A 17035-nucleotide genomic window follows, 5' to 3' on the forward strand; every position below is an offset into this window, starting at 1 on the left:
GGGGACGATCTCACCCGGATCCGGTGACGGCCGTCTCATCGTGCGACGGGGGGCGCACTCCGGGGAGCAGGCGCAGCGCGTGCAGCGCCGTCGACAGCTCGGCGAGCGCGGTCGGGTGCTCCAGGTCGCGCCCGGTGTGCTCGGCGACGCGGCGCAGGCGGTGCCGCACGGTGTTGGGGTGCACGAACAGCCGCTTGCCCGCCGCGGTGGCCGAACCGCCCACGGCGAGCCAGGTCTCGAGCGTGTCGAGCAGCAGGTCCTGCTCGTCGCGGCGCAGGGCGAGGATCTCGCCGAGCACCCGCCGGGCGATCTGCGTGGCCGCCTCCGGGGCGGCCGCGACGAGCGTGGCGAGCGGCGTGTCGTCGAAGTGCCGGACCGAGGGCCGCCCGACCGGCGCGCTCTGCAGGGCGATGCGGGCGAGGTAGAGCGCGCGCGGCGTCTCGTCGAGCGCGGGGTAGACCGGGCTGACGCCGACGCGCCCCGGCGCGGCGCCCGCGACGACCCGCAGGGCCGCCGTGGCGTCCGGGCCCGGCAGCGACACCACCCCCACCTCGACGTCGGGCAGCAGCCGCCACGCCGACGAGACGTTGACCGCGCGCAGCTTCGAGGTGATCTCCGGCAGCGCGACGACGCCCACGGACGCCACCTCCGCCGCGACCGTCACGAACGCGCCGGTCGAGGGCAGGCCGAGCCCGCTGGCGATCTCCCACACCGCGCCGACGGCGCCGGTCGTCAGCGCCTCCACCAGCGCCGACCGCTCCTGCTCGTGGCGGCGCAGCGCGTGCGCGGCGGCGTCGCGGTAGGAGGTGGTGAGCGCGGCGGAGTACTCGTCGGCCTTGCGGAACACGTGCGTGGCGAGCGCGGCGAGCTCGCGGGCGTCGACCCTCCCGGTGGCGATGGCGGCGTCGGCGAGCACCTCCCAGAACTCGGAGAAGCCGACCCGGAACCCGGTCAGCAGCTCGGGGAGCGGCGCCCCGGCCCGTCCGCGGAGCTCGCCCGTGCGGTGGGCGGCGGCGAGGTCGGCGCCGTCGGGGAGGTCGTCGGTGCGCAGCAGGTAGCGGACGTTGTCGACGGCCGCGGTCCGCAGCGCCGCAGCGCTGACGTAGGTCTCGTCGCGGTAGAGGGGGAGCGCGGCGCGCACGCGCTCGACGATGCGGTCGACGACCTCGTCGAACCGGTCGAGCAGGGCGGGCGCGACCAGGACCAGCGCGCGCGGGGCGTCGGGCACCCGGTGAGCCTAGGACCCGCGGGCCGCTGTCCGTGCGGACAATCCGGGCGCCCCCGCGGTGTCCGCCGGAACCTCGCCGGCGGGGGCCGGCCGCCGCCACGCTGAGCGGGTCCCCACCGCCCGTTCCGGAAGGTCCCCCATGAGCAGCCCCGTACCCGACACGATCGTCCTCGTCCACGGCTTCTGGGTCACCCCCCGCAGCTGGGAGGACTGGATCGCGCACTACGAGGGCAAGGGCTACCGCGTCCTCGCCCCCGCCTACCCCGGCTTCGAGGTGGAGGTCGAGGCGCTCAACACCGACCCGTCACCCGTCGAGGCCGTCACGGTGCCCGCGATCGTCGAGCACCTGGAGTCGGTGATCAAGGAGCTCGACACGCCGCCGATCATCATGGGCCACTCGGCGGGCGGCGCGTTCACGCAGATCCTGCTCGACCACGGCTTCGGGGCCGCCGGCGTCGCGCTGAACTCGGCGCCCACCGAGGGCGTGCCGGTCGTGCCGATCAGCCAGATCAAGTCGACGTTCCCCGTGCTGAAGAACCCGGCCAACCGGCACAAGGCGATCGCCTACGACTTCGAGCACTGGAACTACGCCTTCACCAACACCTTCCCCGAGGACCGGGCGCGGGCGCTCTACGAGCGCTACGCCGTGCCGGTGTCGGGACGGATCCTGTTCGAGAGCGCGCTCGCCAACCTCACCCCCGGCCACGGCGGCACCTACGTCGACTACGCCAACGAGGGCCGCGCGCCGCTGCTGCTCGTCGGGGCGAGCGAGGACCACATCATGCCGCCCGCCGTGCAGCGCTCGAACGCCAGGCACTACACGCAGGAGGCCTCCCTGACCGAGTACGTCGAGTTCGGCGGGAAGCCCCACCTGATGCCGGCGGCACCCGGGTGGGAGGAGATCGCCGACTACGTCCTGGCGTGGGCGGTCCGGAACGCGCGACGATGAGGGGGTGACGGACGAGGAGCTGGTGGTCGAGTTCGCGCTGGCGCGGCTCGACCACCCCGGCCTCGACCTCGACGAGATCGCCGCCGTCGTCGTGCGCCGGGCCGGGCCGGAGCGGCAGCTGGACTTCGCGTCCCGCAACCTCGCCCAGCGCGGGGAGCTGCGGGGCGGGAGCTACGAGACGGCCGTGGAGTACGTGCTGCGGACGGTGCTGCGACTGCGGGACGACGCCGACTGAGCCGCCTCAGCGCAACAGCCGGTTCAGGGCGGGCGCGACGTCCCGGTGCCCGGCCACGGGCGCGCACCGGCCGCGGCCCAGCCGGGCGAGGTCCGCCCCCAGCGGTGCGTCGTGCTCGCCGTCGGTCTGCAGGAGCACGTGCAGCTCCGGGAACCGGCGGGCGAGGAGCCGCGGGTCGGGCCCGGCGTTGTGCACGGCGTCGGTGAGCAGCACCGCGGTGCGCCGCCGGGCCGACGAGCGGGCCAGCTCGGCGTGCGCGACGGTCAGCGCGAAGTGCACGTTGGTGAGCCCGCGGGCGGGGATCCGCAGCAGCTGGTCGAGCAGCCGGGACGCCGGGACGTACCGGTCGAGCGGCGTGAGCAGCGCGGCGTCGGACCAGAACGCGACCAGCGCCAGCCGGTCGTCGCGCAGGTCGGCGGAGAGCGCGGCCACGGTCGCCGCCGCCATCCGCACCTTCTCCCCGCGCATCGACCCGGACACGTCGACGACCAGCACGACGTCGCGGCGCGAGCGCATCCGCTCCCGCACGACGATGTCGGTGTCCTCGGGCACCGGGCGCTCGGTGAGGACCTCGATGGTGCGGTCGAGGTCGATGTCGTCGGACCGGTAGCGGTAGGGCACCGACGCGAGCCGCCCGGAACCGCGCTCGGCCTGCGGGTCGCGAGGACGCCGGCGGATCGTCAGGCGCCGCGCGATGCGCTGGGCCAGCGCCGCCACCTCCGGGTCCGGCGCGCGGTCCTCCAACAGCTCGGCGACCTCGCGCTGCCGTGCCGCCTGCTGCGTCACCAGCACGCCCTGCCCGCCGGTGGCGCCGGTGGGGTCACCGGTGCCACGGTCGCCGGTGAGGTCGACGACCAGGGGCGGGCCGGTGCCGGAGCGGAACAGCTCCGGGGCCTGCGCCAGCTGCTTGGGGCGCCGCCGCAGCGGCTGCAGGCCGCGGGGCGCACCGCCGGCGGCGGGCAGCTCTACGGCGTTGTCGACGTCGAGGCGGTGGGGTCCCGGCGCGGCCCGCCGGGGCGCGAGAAAAAATGGTCCTCCCAGATCTGGGTGATCACCGCCTCCGGGGTGGTGTCGGCCGCCTCGTCGACGCCGATCCGCGCCGACAGCGCGAGCAGCGCGGCGTCGAGGATCCGCCGGGGCCGGTCGCCGTCGTAGCTGCCCAGGCCCTCCAGCTCGACGGCGATCGCGGCCAGGTCGATCGCGCCGCGCACCGACGAGCCGCGGCGCAGGTCGGGGTGCGAGCGGGTGGCCCGCGTGAGCGCCACGGCGTCGGCCACCAGCGCGGCGTCGACGCTGCCGGTGCGCACGGCGACGATGTCGGCCTCCTCGGCCCCGTCCTGGTAGCCGATCGCGAGGCGGCACCAGCGGTCGTAGACCGAGTCGGAGATGCGGGCGGTGCCCACGTCGTCGAACGGGTTCATCGACGCCAGCACCCGGAACGTGGGCAGGGCCGTGATCAGCCCGACCCGCGGGACCGCGACCTCGCGCTCGGCCATCGCGGCGAGCAGCACGTTGAGGGTGTCCTCGGGGGCGCGGTTGAGCTCCTCGATGTAGAGGAACCCGCCGGACTGCATGGACTCGACCAGCGGGCCGGGGACGAAGTTGTCGGGCGAGTAGTCCTCGCGCAGCACGCGGGCAGGGTTGTGGTGGCCGACCAGCCGGGCGGGCGTCAGCTCGGCGTTGCCCTCGACCAGCACGAACGGCACGCCCCAGTTGGCGGTGATGGCCCGCAGCATCGTCGACTTCGACGTGCCCGGCGGGCCCTCCAGCATGATGTCGCGGCCCGCCGACACGGCCGCGAGCACGAGGTCGAGCTCCCGACGGCGGCCGACGACGGAGCGGGCGATGTCGTCGCGCCGGGCCCCGGTGGAGCGGGGGCCCGGCGCGGACGGGCGGGTCGTGGTCACTTCTGCAGGAACCCCGCGTCGACGGGCAGCGACACGCCGGTGACGTAGCGCGCCTCGTCGGAGCACAGCCAGACGATCGCGTTCGAGATGTCCACGGGCTCGACCATCTCCACCGGCAGCGCGTTCTGCAGGTTCGCGCCGAACTCCGGGTCCGCCGCGATCATGCCGCCGATGTAGTCATTGGTGATCATCGGCGTGTTCACCCCCGTGGGGTGCACGGTGTTGACGCGGATCGAGTACGGGGCCAGCTCGTTGCCCAGCGCCCGCATCAGCCCGACGACGCCGTGCTTGGCGGCGACGTAGTGCGCGGTGCGCGCCATGCCCTTGATCCCGGCCGTGGAGCTGGTGAGGACGATCGAACCGCCGTTGCCCGCCTCGATCATCGCGGGGACCGCCGCCCGGACGGTCTTGAAGACCCCGGTCAGGTTGACCCCGATCATCTCCTCCCACTCCTCGTCGGTGAGCGACCACGTGTTCGTGGTGAACCCGGCGATGCCGGCGTTGCCGCACACGATGTCGAGGCGGCCGAACTGGCTGACGCCCTCGTCGACGAGGGCCTGCAGCGCCGCCGTGTCCCGCACGTCGGCCTCGCGGGCCACGATGCGCCGGTCGAGCTCCTCGACCTGGCGCACGGTCTCCGCGAGGTCCTCCGGGCTCGCCAGCGGGTAGTGCACCGATCCGAGCTGCCGGCAGACGTCGAACGCGATGACGTCCGCGCCCTCCTGCGCCAGCCGCACCGCGTGCGACCGGCCCTGCCCCCGCGCCGCCCCCGAGACGAGCGCGACCTTGCCCTCCAGTCGTCCAGCCATGATCCGCTCCCGTCAGCCCGCGTTGGTCGCGGTGGCGCCCGCCGCCACCGCGAGGGTCTCGCCGGTGATGTACCGGGCCTCGTCGGAGGCCAGGAACAGCATCGCGTTGGAGATGTCGACCGGTTCGATCCACGGCACCGGGATCGCGTTCAGCGTCTGGAAGGCCGGGGCGGCGTCGTCGCGGGTCGGGTTCTCCAGGTCGGGCAGGAAGAGCCGGTACGCCGCCTCGTTCTGGATCATGGTGGTGTCGACGCCGGTCGGGCAGACCGCGTTCACGGTGATGCCGTTGCCGCCCACCTCCTGCGCGAGCGACTTCACGAGCCCGATCACGCCCCACTTCGTCGCGGCGTAGTGGCCGACGTTCGGGAACCCCATCTTCCCGGCCGTCGAGGACGTCGCGATGATGCGGCCCGAGCCCTGCTCGATCATCGCCGGCAGCACCGCGCGCATCGCGTGGAAGACGCCGGTGAGGTTGACGTCGATCATCTCCCGCCAGACGTCGTCGCTCATCTCCGCGATGGTCGAGAACGTGAAGACGCCCGCGTTGGCCAGCAGGACGTCGACGCGCCCGAGCTCCGTGAGCGCCCGGTCGACGAACCCCTGCACCTGGCCGGGGTCGCGCACGTCGGCGGTGACGGCGACGCAGCGCCGGTCCAGCTCCTCCACCAGCTTGACGGTCTCGTCGAGGTCCTCGGGCCGCGCCATCGGGTACGGGACCGAGTCGAGCTGCGCCGCGATGTCGCAGAACGCGATGTCGGCCCCCTCGCGGGCGAACGCCACTGCGTGCGAGCGGCCCTGACCGCGGGCCCCTCCGGTGATCAGGACGACCTTGCCGTCGAACTTCCCCATCGCTCCTCCTCGAACGTCGGTGGTCGGACTCGAACGCCAGGTGGTTCGGCCGTCAGCGGGCGAGCGCGCCCCCGTCCACGGCCAGGCAGTGGCCCGTGACGTGCCGGGCCGAGTCGCTGAGCAGCCACATCAGCGCGCCGGTGACCTCGTCGGGCGTGATGACCTGCATGAGCAGCTGGTCGTGCAGCCAGCGCTTGTGGACGTCGTCGGGGGTGAGGCCCAGCTCGTCGGCGAGGCCGGCGAGCATCGGCGAGTCGACGGCGCCGGGCAGGATCGCGTTGACCGTCACGCCGTCGGCGGCCAGCTCGATCGCCATCGCCCGCGTCAGCCCGACGACGCCGTGCTTGGCCGCGACGTAGTGCGCGAACTCGGGGACGGCGCGCACCCCGCCGGTGGAGCCGATGTGCACGACGCGGCCGCGGGGGGAGCGGCGCAGCAGGGCCGACGCGGCCTTCGTGGTGCGCCAGACGCCGGACAGGTTGGTGTCGACGACCGCGCCCCACTGCTGCTCCGACAGCTCCCAGAACGGTGCGCTGGTGACGACGGCGGCGTTGTTGACCAGCACGTCGAGCCGCCCGAGCGTGGACTCCACCGCGGCGACGGCGGCCTCGACGGAGGCGGGGTCGCGCACGTCGGCCACGAGCGGGAGCGCGCGCCGCCCGCAGGCGCGGACCTCGGCGGCCACCGCGTCGAGGTCGGCGCGGGTGGCCAGCGGGTAGGCGGGCACGTCGAGGTCGCGGCAGACGTCGAGGACGGCGACGTCGGCCCCGGCCCCGGCGAGGGCGAGCGCGTGCGAGCGGCCCTGGCCGCGGCCCGCGCCGGTGACCAGCGCGACCTGCCCGGAGAGGTCGACGAGCCCCGTCCCCGCCACGATCACCACCCCGATCCGTCCGGAATCGTTTCTCCGCGTGCGGTTCTTCGCCGCCCTTGTCCGATCCCCGGGTGAGGTGTAACACGATGGGGGGACGGCCCCAAGTCGTTGCCGAACGGATCCGTGCGAATCGAGGCGGTCGATGACGGTGCCCCGGCCCCGCCTGCTGACGGTGGGGGAGGCCGCCCGCGCGCTCAGGATGTGCCGCACGACGCTGCTCGCCGCGGAGGAGTCCGGGCTGCTCGTGCCGGTCCGCACGCCGGGCGGGCACCGCCGCTACGACCCCGCCGACCTCGACCGCTTCCTGGGGCGCACCCACACCCCCGCCCCGCCCCCGCTCGCTGCGGCGGCGCCGGACGCCGTGCACCTCGGGCCCGCCGTCCGGGCCGCGATGCGGCCGCTCGTGCAGGCGCTGGAGGCCGACGCCGCCGGGGTCTACCTGGCCGGCGACGAGGGCCTGCTGCGGTTCGGCGGTGCGTTCGGCGTGCCGCGGTGGCTGGCCGAGCGGCTCGCCGACGCGCCCGCGCCCGAGGAGCTGGTCCGGGCGCACGCCAACCGCCGGTACCGCCTGTTCGACCCGGCGGACGCCGCGTTCCCCGAGCCCCGCTCCACCGGGCACGCCGTGGCGGTGCCGCTGTGCGCCGACGACGAGCGGTCCGTCGGCGCCCTGTTCGTCGTCACCCGGTCCGAGCGCGGCCTGCCGCCGGCCGAGCTGCGGATCGTCGAGGCGTTCGGCCGGATCGTCGCCTCCCTGGTGGCGGCGCAGCTCCGCGTCGCCGACCTGGAGCGGCGGCTCGCGCGGATCGCCGCGGTGGCGGCGGGGAGCTGACCGGCGGCGCACGGACCGTCCCTCAGGCCAGCGCCGCCCGCACGATGGCCCGGCCGTTGTCGTGCATCAGCCCCACCGCGTCCTCGCGCTCCAGTCCCGCGACGTCGACCAGCCACACGAACGCCTCGATCCCGGTGGCGGACCGGACGGCGACGGCGGTGCGCGTGAGGTCGACGTCGGGACGGGACTCCGCGAGCGGGGCCAGCGCGTCGAGGATCCAGCCGATCACCCGGCCGCGCCGCAGGACCGGGCCCGTGGGGTCGGCTCCCGGCTCGAGCGACAGGCGCAGGCCGGCACGCAGCTGCGGCTCCCAGTCCAGGACGATCCGGCCGGTGGCCTCGAGGACGAGGTCGAGGCGCTTCTCCGGGTCGTCCGGGGCGTCGTCGGGCAGCAGGGACGCGCGGTCGATCTCCGGGTGCGCGGCGGCGACGAGCGCGCGCTGGTTGGGGAAGTAGCGGTAGGCCGTGGTGCGCGAGACGTCCGCCGCCTGCGCGGCCTCCTCGACGGTCGGCGTCGTGCCGTCGGCGAGCAGCGCCCGGGCGGCGTCGACCAGCGCGGAGCGGGTGCGGGCCTTCTGGCTGCGGCGTCCGGACTGCTCGTAGGGGATTGCCATCACCGTTCACGGTACCCTACTGTCCTTCGTGGTACTCAAGTACCACGAAGGCGCGAGGCAGAGGAGCACCCCCATGAGCACTGCCGTCAGCACCGACCCGGTGGTCACCGACCCGGAGCTCTACTCCGTGGTCTTCGAGAACGAGCGCGTGCGCGTGCTGGAGTACCGCGACGGCCCCGGGGACCGCACGTGCGAGCACTCCCACCCCGACATGGTGATCATCCCGCTGGCCACCTTCCGGCGACGGCTGAGCGTCGGCGGCCGGACGTTCGAGGTGGAGAAGACGGCGCACGAGGCCGGCTGGGTCGACGCCCACACCCACTCCGGGGAGAACATCGGCGACGGCCCGTCGCACGCGCTGTTCGTCGAGCTCAAAGAAGCGCGTCCGACGTCGCGCTGACGTAGGGGAGCAGCACGGCGGCGAGCTCCGGGTCGGGCCGCCCCGCCAGCGCCTCGGACGCCGCCCGCCGCGCCACCCCGGCGAGGAAGTCGGCCACCTGCACCCGGGCGTCGGCCGAGGCCGCGACGAAGCGGACCGGGCACGGCACGCGGGCGAGCCTCCCGGGCGTCAGCGCGACCTGCCGGTCGTGGACGATCACGACGTCGGCGCCCCACACCGCGACGACGGCCCGCAGCGCCGGCACGAGCAGGTCCGGATCGGCCCCCGACCGCGCCAGGGCTGTCTTGTCGACCAGGTGCACGTGGGCGTGCCCGAGCACCGGCCCCGCCGGGCCGAACAGCCACAGCAGGGTGTCCCGGTGCTTGCCGCGCAGCAGGTGGTTGGCCTTGTACTCCTCGGCGGGCGAGCGGATGCGCCGCCGCAGCTCGGCGACGCACCCGGCCGCCGCGGCGGGCGCGAGGCCCACCCCGGCGTGCGCGAAGACGTCGGTCACGCCGCCGACGAGCCGGACCCCCTCGTACCCCGACTCGTCGCAGGCGATCTCGCGCACCCGCGCTTCCTACCCCCTCGACCGGGCCGCCGTCGCCGGGTTTGGATGCGTGCATGCTGCTGATCGACGACGCGGTCGACACCGCCACCCTGGTCGCGCGGGTGCGCCGCGACCTCGCGACCGACGGGTGCTCGGTGGTGCCCGACTTCGCGGGCCCGGAGCTCCGCGACGCGCTGCGCGCCGAGGGGGTGGCCGCCGCACCGCACGCGTACTACGACGTCGAGACCGTCAACGTCTACAACACCGCGCCCGACCCGTCGCTCCCGCCCGGCCACCCCGCGCACCGCACGACCGAGCGCGGCAACGCCTTCGTGGCCCGCGACGCCCTGCCCGCCGGGTCGGTCCTGGAGCGGCTCTACACCGATCCGGCGTTCCTCCGGTTCGTCGCCGACTGCTTCGGCCTGGAGCGGGTGCACCCGCTCGCCGACCCGCTCTCGGGCCTGGTCCTCAACGTCGTGACGCCCGGGCGCGGCCACCCGTGGCACTTCGACACCAACGAGTTCACCGTCAGCCTGCTGACGCAGGAGCCCGACGACGGCGGCGTGTTCGAGTACTGCCCGAACATCCGCACGGCCGGCGCGGAGAACGTCGACGACGTCCGCGCGGCGCTGGAGGGCCGCTTCCCGTCGCGGCGCCTCGCCCTGCGCCCGGGCGACCTCCAGCTGTTCGCCGGCCGGTACTCGCTGCACCGCGTCACGCCCGTGACGGGCGCCACGGCGCGCCACTCCGCGATCTTCGCCTACAGCGAGCGGCCGGGCGTGGTCGGTACGGTCGCCCGGACCCGCCAGCTGTTCGGCCGGGTCACGCCCGCGCACCGCGCGGCGGAGGCCCGGGTGCGGGTCGACCGGCTCATGGACTGAGGAAAGACCGAGGACGACGACGTGCCGACCTTCGCCCACGAGGACCAGCTGCCCCGGGTCCCCCTGCCGCCGCTGGAGGAGACCGCCGAGCGGTTCCTCGCGTGGAGCGCCCCGCTGCTGAGCGAGCAGGAGCGCGCCGCCACCGCGGCCGCCGTCGCCGCGCTGCTGGCCCCGGACTCGCCCGCGCACGCCCTGCACGCCGACCTCGTCGCCCACGACGCGCGTCCCGACGTCGCCAGCTGGCTCGACGACTTCTGGCGCGACCGCTACCTCGGCCGCCGCGACCGCATCGCGCTCAACGCCAACTTCTTCTTCCTGTTCCAGGACGCGGGCCCGTGGGGCGAACGGCTCGGGCAGATCGAGCGCGCCGCGCAGCTCACCGCCGCGGCGGTGGCGTTCAAGGCGCGGATCGACGACGAGTCGCTGCCGGTCGCGCAGCAGCGCGGGCGCCCGCTGTCGATGCACCAGTTCCGCTTCCTGTTCTCCGCCACCCGCATCCCCGGCGACCCCCGCGACACCTCCCGCAACCCCTACAGCGACGAGTGGCCCGGCCCGTCGCGCGAGCGGCACGTCGTGGTCCTGCACCGCGGCGCGGCGGTGCGCCTGGACGTCATCGACCCCGACGGCCGCCCGTACACCGCCGAGGAGATCGCGGCCGGGCTGCGCCTGGTGGCGCAGGAGGCGCCCGGTGACGGCGTCGGCGCGCTGACGTCGAAGGCCCGCGCGGAGTGGGCCGCGAGCCGGGCCGCGCTGCTCGACGCCGGCAACGCCGACGTCCTCGACGAGATCGAGCGGGCGCTGTTCTGCGTCGTGCTCGAGGACGACGCCCCCGACGACGCGCTCGCCGCGTCCGACCGGCTCCTGCACGGCGACGCCGCGAACCGCTGGTTCGACAAGGCCGTCTCGCTCGTCGTGTTCGCCGACGGGCGCGCCGGCATCAACGGCGAGCACTGCAACCTCGACGGCACCACGATCGTCGCCTTCCTCGACGAGATCCTCACCGCCGCGCCCACCACCGGCGGCGACGCCGTGCCCGCCGTGCGCCGGCTCGACTTCGCGCTCGACGACGCCCTGCGCGCCGACGTCGTCGACGCCCGCACCGCGTTCGCCGAGTACGCCGCCGCCACGGCCACCCGGACGCTCTCGCTCGACTTCGACGCCGAGCGCGCCAAGGCCCTCAAGTGCTCGCCCGACGCGTTCGCGCAGATGGCGTTCCAGCTCGCGCACCGGCGCGCGAAGGGGCACGTCGGCGCCACCTACGAGTCGATCGCCACCCGCGCGTTCCGGCACGGGCGCACCGAGGCGATGCGGGTCGTCACCCCGGAGGTGGTGGCGTTCGTCGAGGCGATGGACCAGCCCGACCTCGACGCCCGCCGCGCCGCCTTCCGCGCCGCCGCGGAGGCGCACGTGGCCCGGGCGAAGGAGTGCCAGGCGGGCCTCGCCCCCGAGCAGCACCTCTGGGAGCTGCAGCTGCGCCAGAAGCGCCAGGGCGGCGGCCAGCCGATGGCGCTGTTCGACTCCCCGGCCTGGCGGATCGTCCGCGACGACCACCTCAGCACCAGCGCCGTCCCGTCGCCGCTGATCCGGTACTTCGGCTTCGGGTCGACCAGCGAGAAGTGCATCGGCGTCGGCTACGCGATGATGCCCGACCGCTTCGACCTCTACCTCAGCACGCCGGCCAGCGTCGCCGAGCAGATGGAGGTGTTCGCGCGCGAGCTGCCCGCGGTGGTCCGGGAGCTGGAGGAGCTGCTGACCGATGGCCGATGACGGCGCGCTCACCGGCGAGCGCAAGGCCGACTTCTCCTCGATCTACGACCGGCCCGACCCGCGCGCGTACTTCACGGCGCTGATCCCGCTGGAGTACCAGGTGCCCGGGCACGCGCTGCCGGTCGTCGAGTCGCTGCTGGAGCGGCACCCGGGCACGGTGCTCGACGTCTGCTGCTCCTACGGCATCAACGCCACCCTCCTGCGCCACGACGTCGACCACGACGCGCTCGGCGCGCACGCCGCCGACCCCGCGCGGGCCGGGCTCACGCCCGAGGAGGTGGTCGCGCAGGACCGCGAGTTCTTCGCCGCCCGGCGGCGCGCGCCGGAGCGGCGGGTCCTCGGGCTCGACGCCTCGCGGCCCGCGATCGACTACGCCCTCGCCACCGGCGTGCTGGCCGCCGGGTGGGCGGAGGACCTGGAGGCGGCCGACCCGTCGCCGTCGCTGGCCGCGGCGCTGGGGGAGGTCTCGCTCGTCCTGTGCACGGGCGGCGTGGGCTACGTCGGCCCGGCGACGTTCGACCGGATCCTCACCCACGCCCCCGACGCCTGGGTGCTCGCGTTCGTCCTGCGCGTCTTCCCCTACGACGACGTGGCCCGCGCGCTCGCGGGGCACGGGCTCGTCACCGAGAAGCTGCCCGGGACCCACCGCCAGCGCCGCTTCGCCGACGACGCGGAGGCCACGGCCGCGCTGCACGACCTGCGGCTGCTGGGGCTGGACCCGGCCGGCCGCGAGGGCGACGGCTGGTTCCACGCGGAGGCCTTCCTCAGCCGCCCCGCCTGACCCGTTCCCGGCCCCGCGGACGCCACCGCGAGCGCCTTCCGGCGGCTAGGGTCCTCGCCAGGAGCGGGAGCCGGGAGGTGGCCGTGGACGAAGGCGTCTGCGCGGTCGGATCGGGCGTCGACGTGGCCCGGCACGCCCGCATGCTCGCGCGCGTGCACGACGCGCTGCTCTCCGGCGACCGGCTGCCCGCCGACCCGCGGGGCATGGTGGCGCGCTCCTGGCGGCGCGTCCGCGCCCACGGCGTCAACCCCGACCTGGGCGACCCGCCCGACCTCATGGGCGCCGACCAGGTGGAGGCGCGCCGCGCCGCGAGCCCCCTGCAGCGGGTCCTGCCCGAGCTGCGCGCCGCGCTCACCTCGGTGGCCGAGGACGCCCGGCACATCATGGTCATCACCGACGCCGACGGCGTGCTGCTCTGGCGCGAGGGCTCCACCGCCGTGCGCCACCGCGCCGACCGGCTGGGCTTCACCGAGGGCGCGAACTGGTCGGAGGGCGTGGTCGGCAGCAACGGGATCGGCACCGCGATCGCGGAGGCCACGCCGGTGCAGATGTTCGCCGCCGAGCACTTCGTCCGCAGCCACCACGCCTGGACCTGCACCGCCTGCCCGGTGCACGACCCCCGCACCGGCGAGCTGCTGGGCGTCGTCGACGTCAGCGGGCCGGCGGAGACCGTGCACCCGACGACCGTCGCGCTCGTCGGCACCGCGGTGAAGCTGGCCGAGGCGAGCCTGTGGCGGGCGCACGAGAGCCGGCTGGAGATGCTGCGCACCGTCGCGGCGCCGCTGCTGGTCGACCTGCGCGGGCCCGGGCTGGTGGCCGACGAGCACGGCTGGGTCGCCGCCGTCGCCGGGATGCCCGCCGTCGACCGGATCGCCGTGCCCCGCTCCGGCCACCCGATCGCGATCCACGGCGTGGGCGTCTGCGTCCCGGAGCCCGTGCCGGGCGGCTGGCTGCTGCGCGTCGACCGGGCGGACGGGTCGGGGCGGGCCCCGATCCGACTGGAGCTCGACCTGTCCCGGCGCCCGCCGCGCGCGACCGTCGACGGCGCCAACCGCTGGGTGCACCCGCTGTCCACGCGGCACGCCGAGGTCCTCGTGCTGCTCGCGGACGCGGGCGCGGCGGGGATGGACGCGGGCGCGCTGTCGGCCGCGCTCTACGGCGACCGCGAGCACCTCGTCACCGTCCGGGCGGAGATGTCGCGGCTGCGCCGCACGCTCGGCGGCCTGCTGCTGGGCCGGCCCTACCGGATCGCGCCCGAGGTCGATGTCGTGGTGGAGCCCGGCCTCGGCGTCCTGGCCGCGTCGACGGCGCCGGGGATCCGGCGGCTCGCGGCGTGCAACCCGGCTGCAACGGTTGCCCCCGTGCGTCCGACGGGATGAGGTGGGTCACACCGCCGACGGAGGCAGAGGCCCACGCATGAGAGCAGCACGGTTCCACGGTCCGGGGGACATCCGGATCGACGAGGTGCCGGACCCGCAGGTCGGCCCGGGGCAGGTCGAGGTGAGCGTCGACTGGTGCGGGATCTGCGGCACCGACCTGCACGAGTTCCTGGAAGGGCCGATCTTCATCCCGGCGAAGGGCTCGCCGCACCCGATCACCGGTGCCGAGGTGCCGGTCGTGATGGGGCACGAGTTCGCGGGCGTGGTCTCCGCGGTCGGCTCCGGCGTCACCGGGGTGCGGGAGGGCGACCGGGTCGCCGTCGAGCCGTACTACGTGTGCGGCGAGTGCTCGGCGTGCGCGTCCGGGCGCTACAACATCTGCCGCAAGCTCGGGTTCGTGGGGCTGGCCGGGAACGACGGCGGGTTCGCCGAGCGGTGCGTCGTCGACCAGCGCTGGGTCCACCCCCTGGGCGACCTGCCCACCGACGTCGGCGCGCTCGTCGAGCCCCTCGCCGTCGGCTACCACGCCGTCCGGCTCTCCGGGATCCGCGAGGGCGGCACCGCCGCGGTGTTCGGATCGGGCCCGATCGGGCTGGTCACGGCCGCGGTGCTGAAGGCCGCGGGCGCGGAGGTGATCGTGGTCGAGCCGGCCGCGGCGCGGAAGGCGAAGGCCCGCGGCGCGGGCGTCGACGTCGTGCTCGACCCGACGGAGACCGACGTCCCCGACGCGATCCGCGACCTCACCGGCGGCGCGGGGGCCGACGTCGCCTTCGAGTGCGCCGGCATCGACCCGGTGCTGGCGGCCGCCATCGGTTCGGTCCGCCCCGGCGGCACCGTCGTCAACGTGGCGATCTGGGGCCACGTGCCGCGGGTGGCGATGAACGACCTGGTGCTGTCGGAGATCACCGTCGTCGGCTCGCTGGCCTACTGCGGCGACCACGCCGACACGATCGCGCTGCTGCGCGACGGGAAGGTCGACGCCGGGCAGTTCATCACCGGCCGCATCGGCCTGGAGTCCCTCGTCGACGGGGGCTTCCGGGAGCTGATCGACAACAAGGAGGAGAACGTGAAGATCCTCGTCTCCCCGAAGGACATGACCGCAGGAGAAGGAGCAGCATGACGTCCACGATCGACCGCACCGACGCCGCCGTCCGCGTCGACGAGTGGCTCGGCGCGTTCTCGTCCGCCCTCGCCGCAGGGGACGCCGACGCGGCGGCCGCCCTGTTCGGCGCCGAGAGCTACTGGCGCGACCTCGTCGCGTTCAGCTGGAACATCACGACCGTCGAGGGCCCCGACGGCGTCGCCGACATGCTCCGGAACACCGACGCCGGCGCCACCGACTTCCGCACGACGGAGGAGCCCGCGGAGGCCGACGGCGTCACCACCGCGTGGATCGCGTTCGAGACCGCCGTCGGGCGGGGCAGCGGGCTGCTGCGCCTGACCGCGGACGGGAAGGCGTTCACGTTCCTGACCACGCTCGACGAGCTCAAGGGCCACGAGGAGCCCGCGCGCGACCGCCGCCCGATGGGCGCGGAGCACGGCGCCAACCCCGACCGCGTCACCTGGCTGGAGAGCCGGGAGAAGGAGGCGGCCGAGCTGGGCTACACGACCCAGCCCGACGTCGTGATCATCGGCGGTGGCCAGGGCGGCATCGCGCTCGGTGCGCGGCTGCGCCAGCTCGGCGTCGCCACGATCATCGTCGAGCGCAACGAGCGGCCCGGCGACTCCTGGCGCAAGCGCTACAAGTCCCTCGCCCTGCACGACCCGGTCTGGTACGACCACCTGCCCTACATCGACTTCCCGCCGAACTGGCCGGTGTTCTCGCCGAAGGACAAGGTCGGAGACTGGCTGGAGATGTACGCCAAGGTCATGGAGCTCAACTACTGGGGCTCCACCACGGCGAAGTCGGCGACCCGCAGCGGCGACACCTGGGAGGTCGTCGTCGACCGCGCGGGCGAGGAGGTGACGCTGCGGCCGGAGCACGTCGTCATCGCGCTGGGGGTGTCGGGCAAGCCGAACGTCCCCGAGGTGCCGGGGCAGGACGTCTTCCAGGGCGACCAGCACCACAGCTCGCAGCACCCCGGCCCGGACGCCTACAAGGGCAAGAAGGCCGTCGTCGTCGGGTCCAACAACTCCGCGCACGACATCTGCGCGGCGCTGTGGGAGGCCGGTGCCGACGTCACGATGGTGCAGCGCTCCTCGACCCACATCGTGCGGTCGGACTCGCTGATGGACCTGGGCCTGGGCGACCTGTACTCCGAGCGCGCACTGGCGGCGGGCGTCACCACGTTCAAGGCCGACACGATCTTCGCGTCGCTGCCCTACCGGATCCTGCACCAGTTCCAGAAGCCGACCTACGACGCGATCCGCGAGCGCGACGCCGAGTACTACGCGGCGCTGGAGAGGGCCGGGTTCCGCCTCGACTTCGGCGACGACGACTCCGGCCTGTTCATGAAGTACCTGCGCCGCGGCTCGGGCTACTACATCGACGTCGGCGCGTCCGAGCTCGTCGCCAACGGCGACATCAAGCTGGCGCACGGGCAGGTCACGGAGCTGACGGAGAAGGAGGTCGTGCTCGCCGACGGCACCCGCCTGGAGGCCGACCTCGTCGTCTGGGCCACCGGGTACGGCTCCATGAACGGCACGGCGGCCGGGATCTTCGGGCAGGAGACGGCCGACCGGCTCGGCAAGGTGTGGGGCCTGGGGTCGGACACGACGAAGGACCCGGGCCCGTGGGAGGGCGAGCAGCGCAACATGTGGAAGCCCACCAACGTGGAGAACCTGTGGGTGCACGGCGGCAACCTGCACCAGAGCCGCTACTACTCGCTCTACCTCGCGCTGCAGCTCAAGGCCCGCGTCGAGGGCATCCCGACGCCGGTCTACCGGCTGCAGGAGGTGCACCACACCTCGTAGGCCCGCATCGCGGAGTCCCTGCCTCCTGGTGCTTGGCCGAACGGCCCGCTCACCCGACCACGTCGGGTGAGCGGGCCGTTCGCGCGGCCCCCCGG

The 17035-nt window shown here is 74.7% G+C and carries 18 protein-coding genes; 10 read left to right on the plus strand and 8 right to left on the minus strand.

Annotated features, from left to right (window positions below; translation table 11 throughout):
• Positions 1–10 precede the first annotated feature (10 nt).
• Complete coding sequence (locus HOP40_RS10260; protein ID WP_172157076.1) at positions 11–1228, minus strand: PucR family transcriptional regulator; 1218 nt, start codon at positions 1226–1228, stop codon at positions 11–13.
• A gap of 139 nt (positions 1229–1367) precedes the next feature.
• On the opposite strand from HOP40_RS10260, the gene HOP40_RS10265 reads away from it, so the two are divergent.
• The gene (locus HOP40_RS10265) at positions 1368–2177 is read left to right on the plus strand and encodes an alpha/beta hydrolase (protein ID WP_172157077.1); all 810 of its coding nucleotides are present in this window, start codon (positions 1368–1370) and stop codon (positions 2175–2177) included.
• A gap of 4 nt (positions 2178–2181) precedes the next feature.
• Positions 2182–2412, plus strand: coding sequence for a hypothetical protein (locus HOP40_RS10270; RefSeq protein WP_172157078.1), 231 nt, complete (start codon positions 2182–2184; stop codon positions 2410–2412).
• A gap of 6 nt (positions 2413–2418) precedes the next feature.
• On the opposite strand, the gene HOP40_RS10275 is transcribed toward HOP40_RS10270, so the two are convergent.
• From HOP40_RS10275 to HOP40_RS10295, 5 genes are all read right to left on the minus strand, one after another.
• Positions 2419–3198, minus strand: a complete 780-nt coding sequence (locus tag HOP40_RS10275; protein ID WP_240157611.1) for a VWA domain-containing protein — start codon at positions 3196–3198, stop codon at positions 2419–2421.
• Positions 3199–3377: 179 nt separating this feature from the next.
• Positions 3378–4319 (minus strand): AAA family ATPase, encoded by a 942-nt coding sequence (locus tag HOP40_RS10280; RefSeq protein WP_240157612.1) that lies wholly within the window; start codon positions 4317–4319, stop codon positions 3378–3380.
• Entirely contained in the window at positions 4316–5128 is an 813-nt protein-coding gene (locus tag HOP40_RS10285) for a mycofactocin-coupled SDR family oxidoreductase (protein ID WP_172157079.1), read from the minus strand. Before HOP40_RS10285 ends, HOP40_RS10280 begins: the two co-directional genes overlap by 4 nt.
• A 12-nt stretch (positions 5129–5140) precedes the next feature.
• The gene (locus HOP40_RS10290) at positions 5141–5977 is read right to left on the minus strand and encodes a mycofactocin-coupled SDR family oxidoreductase (RefSeq protein WP_172157080.1); all 837 of its coding nucleotides are present in this window, start codon (positions 5975–5977) and stop codon (positions 5141–5143) included.
• A 52-nt stretch (positions 5978–6029) separates the two neighbouring features.
• Entirely contained in the window at positions 6030–6848 is an 819-nt protein-coding gene (locus tag HOP40_RS10295) for an SDR family oxidoreductase (protein WP_172157081.1), read from the minus strand.
• Between the two features lie 142 nt (positions 6849–6990).
• On the opposite strand from HOP40_RS10295, the gene HOP40_RS10300 reads away from it, so the two are divergent.
• Positions 6991–7677, plus strand: a complete 687-nt coding sequence (locus HOP40_RS10300) for a MerR family transcriptional regulator (protein ID WP_172157082.1) — start codon at positions 6991–6993, stop codon at positions 7675–7677.
• Positions 7678–7699: 22 nt separating this feature from the next.
• Here HOP40_RS10300 and HOP40_RS10305 read toward each other — a convergent pair whose 3' ends face one another.
• Positions 7700–8290 carry a TetR/AcrR family transcriptional regulator gene (locus HOP40_RS10305; protein ID WP_172157083.1) on the minus strand — a complete coding sequence of 197 codons (591 nt, stop codon included), beginning with the start codon at positions 8288–8290 and terminating at the stop codon, positions 7700–7702.
• A gap of 73 nt (positions 8291–8363) precedes the next feature.
• On the opposite strand from HOP40_RS10305, the gene HOP40_RS10310 reads away from it, so the two are divergent.
• Positions 8364–8690: a cupin domain-containing protein gene (locus HOP40_RS10310; RefSeq protein ID WP_172157084.1), complete on the plus strand. Its 327-nt coding sequence runs from the start codon at positions 8364–8366 to the stop codon at positions 8688–8690.
• Here the strand turns inward: HOP40_RS10310 and HOP40_RS10315 are convergent.
• Positions 8662–9240, minus strand: coding sequence for an NAD-dependent protein deacetylase of SIR2 family (locus HOP40_RS10315; RefSeq protein ID WP_172157085.1), 579 nt, complete (start codon positions 9238–9240; stop codon positions 8662–8664). The two genes, HOP40_RS10310 and HOP40_RS10315, sit on opposite strands and share 29 nt — an antisense overlap.
• Before the next feature lie 53 nt (positions 9241–9293).
• Between HOP40_RS10315 and HOP40_RS10320 the strand changes: the two genes are divergently transcribed.
• From HOP40_RS10320 to HOP40_RS10345, 6 genes are all read left to right on the plus strand, one after another.
• Positions 9294–10100, plus strand: a complete 807-nt coding sequence (locus HOP40_RS10320) for a HalD/BesD family halogenase (RefSeq protein ID WP_172157086.1) — start codon at positions 9294–9296, stop codon at positions 10098–10100.
• Positions 10101–10121: 21 nt separating this feature from the next.
• A complete protein-coding gene (locus tag HOP40_RS10325) occupies positions 10122–11867 on the plus strand; it encodes a choline/carnitine O-acyltransferase (RefSeq protein ID WP_172157087.1) in 1746 nt (581 codons plus the stop codon).
• On the plus strand, positions 11857–12648 hold the full coding sequence (locus HOP40_RS10330; protein WP_172157088.1) for a hypothetical protein: 792 nt from the start codon (positions 11857–11859) through the stop codon (positions 12646–12648). The genes HOP40_RS10325 and HOP40_RS10330 overlap by 11 nt, the downstream gene beginning before the upstream one ends.
• A 77-nt stretch (positions 12649–12725) precedes the next feature.
• Positions 12726–14027 (plus strand): GAF domain-containing protein, encoded by a 1302-nt coding sequence (locus tag HOP40_RS10335; RefSeq protein ID WP_338053055.1) that lies wholly within the window; start codon positions 12726–12728, stop codon positions 14025–14027.
• Positions 14028–14064: 37 nt separating this feature from the next.
• Positions 14065–15147 carry a 2,3-butanediol dehydrogenase gene (locus HOP40_RS10340; RefSeq protein WP_172157089.1) on the plus strand — a complete coding sequence of 361 codons (1083 nt, stop codon included), beginning with the start codon at positions 14065–14067 and terminating at the stop codon, positions 15145–15147.
• Positions 15144–16940: a flavin-containing monooxygenase gene (locus tag HOP40_RS10345; RefSeq protein WP_172157090.1), complete on the plus strand. Its 1797-nt coding sequence runs from the start codon at positions 15144–15146 to the stop codon at positions 16938–16940. Before HOP40_RS10340 ends, HOP40_RS10345 begins: the two co-directional genes overlap by 4 nt.
• The last annotated feature ends 95 nt before the right edge of the window (positions 16941–17035 follow it).

Origin of the sequence: Pseudonocardia broussonetiae (assembly GCF_013155125.1) — a bacterium.
In the GTDB taxonomy this organism is placed as follows: Bacteria; Actinomycetota; Actinomycetes; order Mycobacteriales; family Pseudonocardiaceae; genus Pseudonocardia; species Pseudonocardia broussonetiae.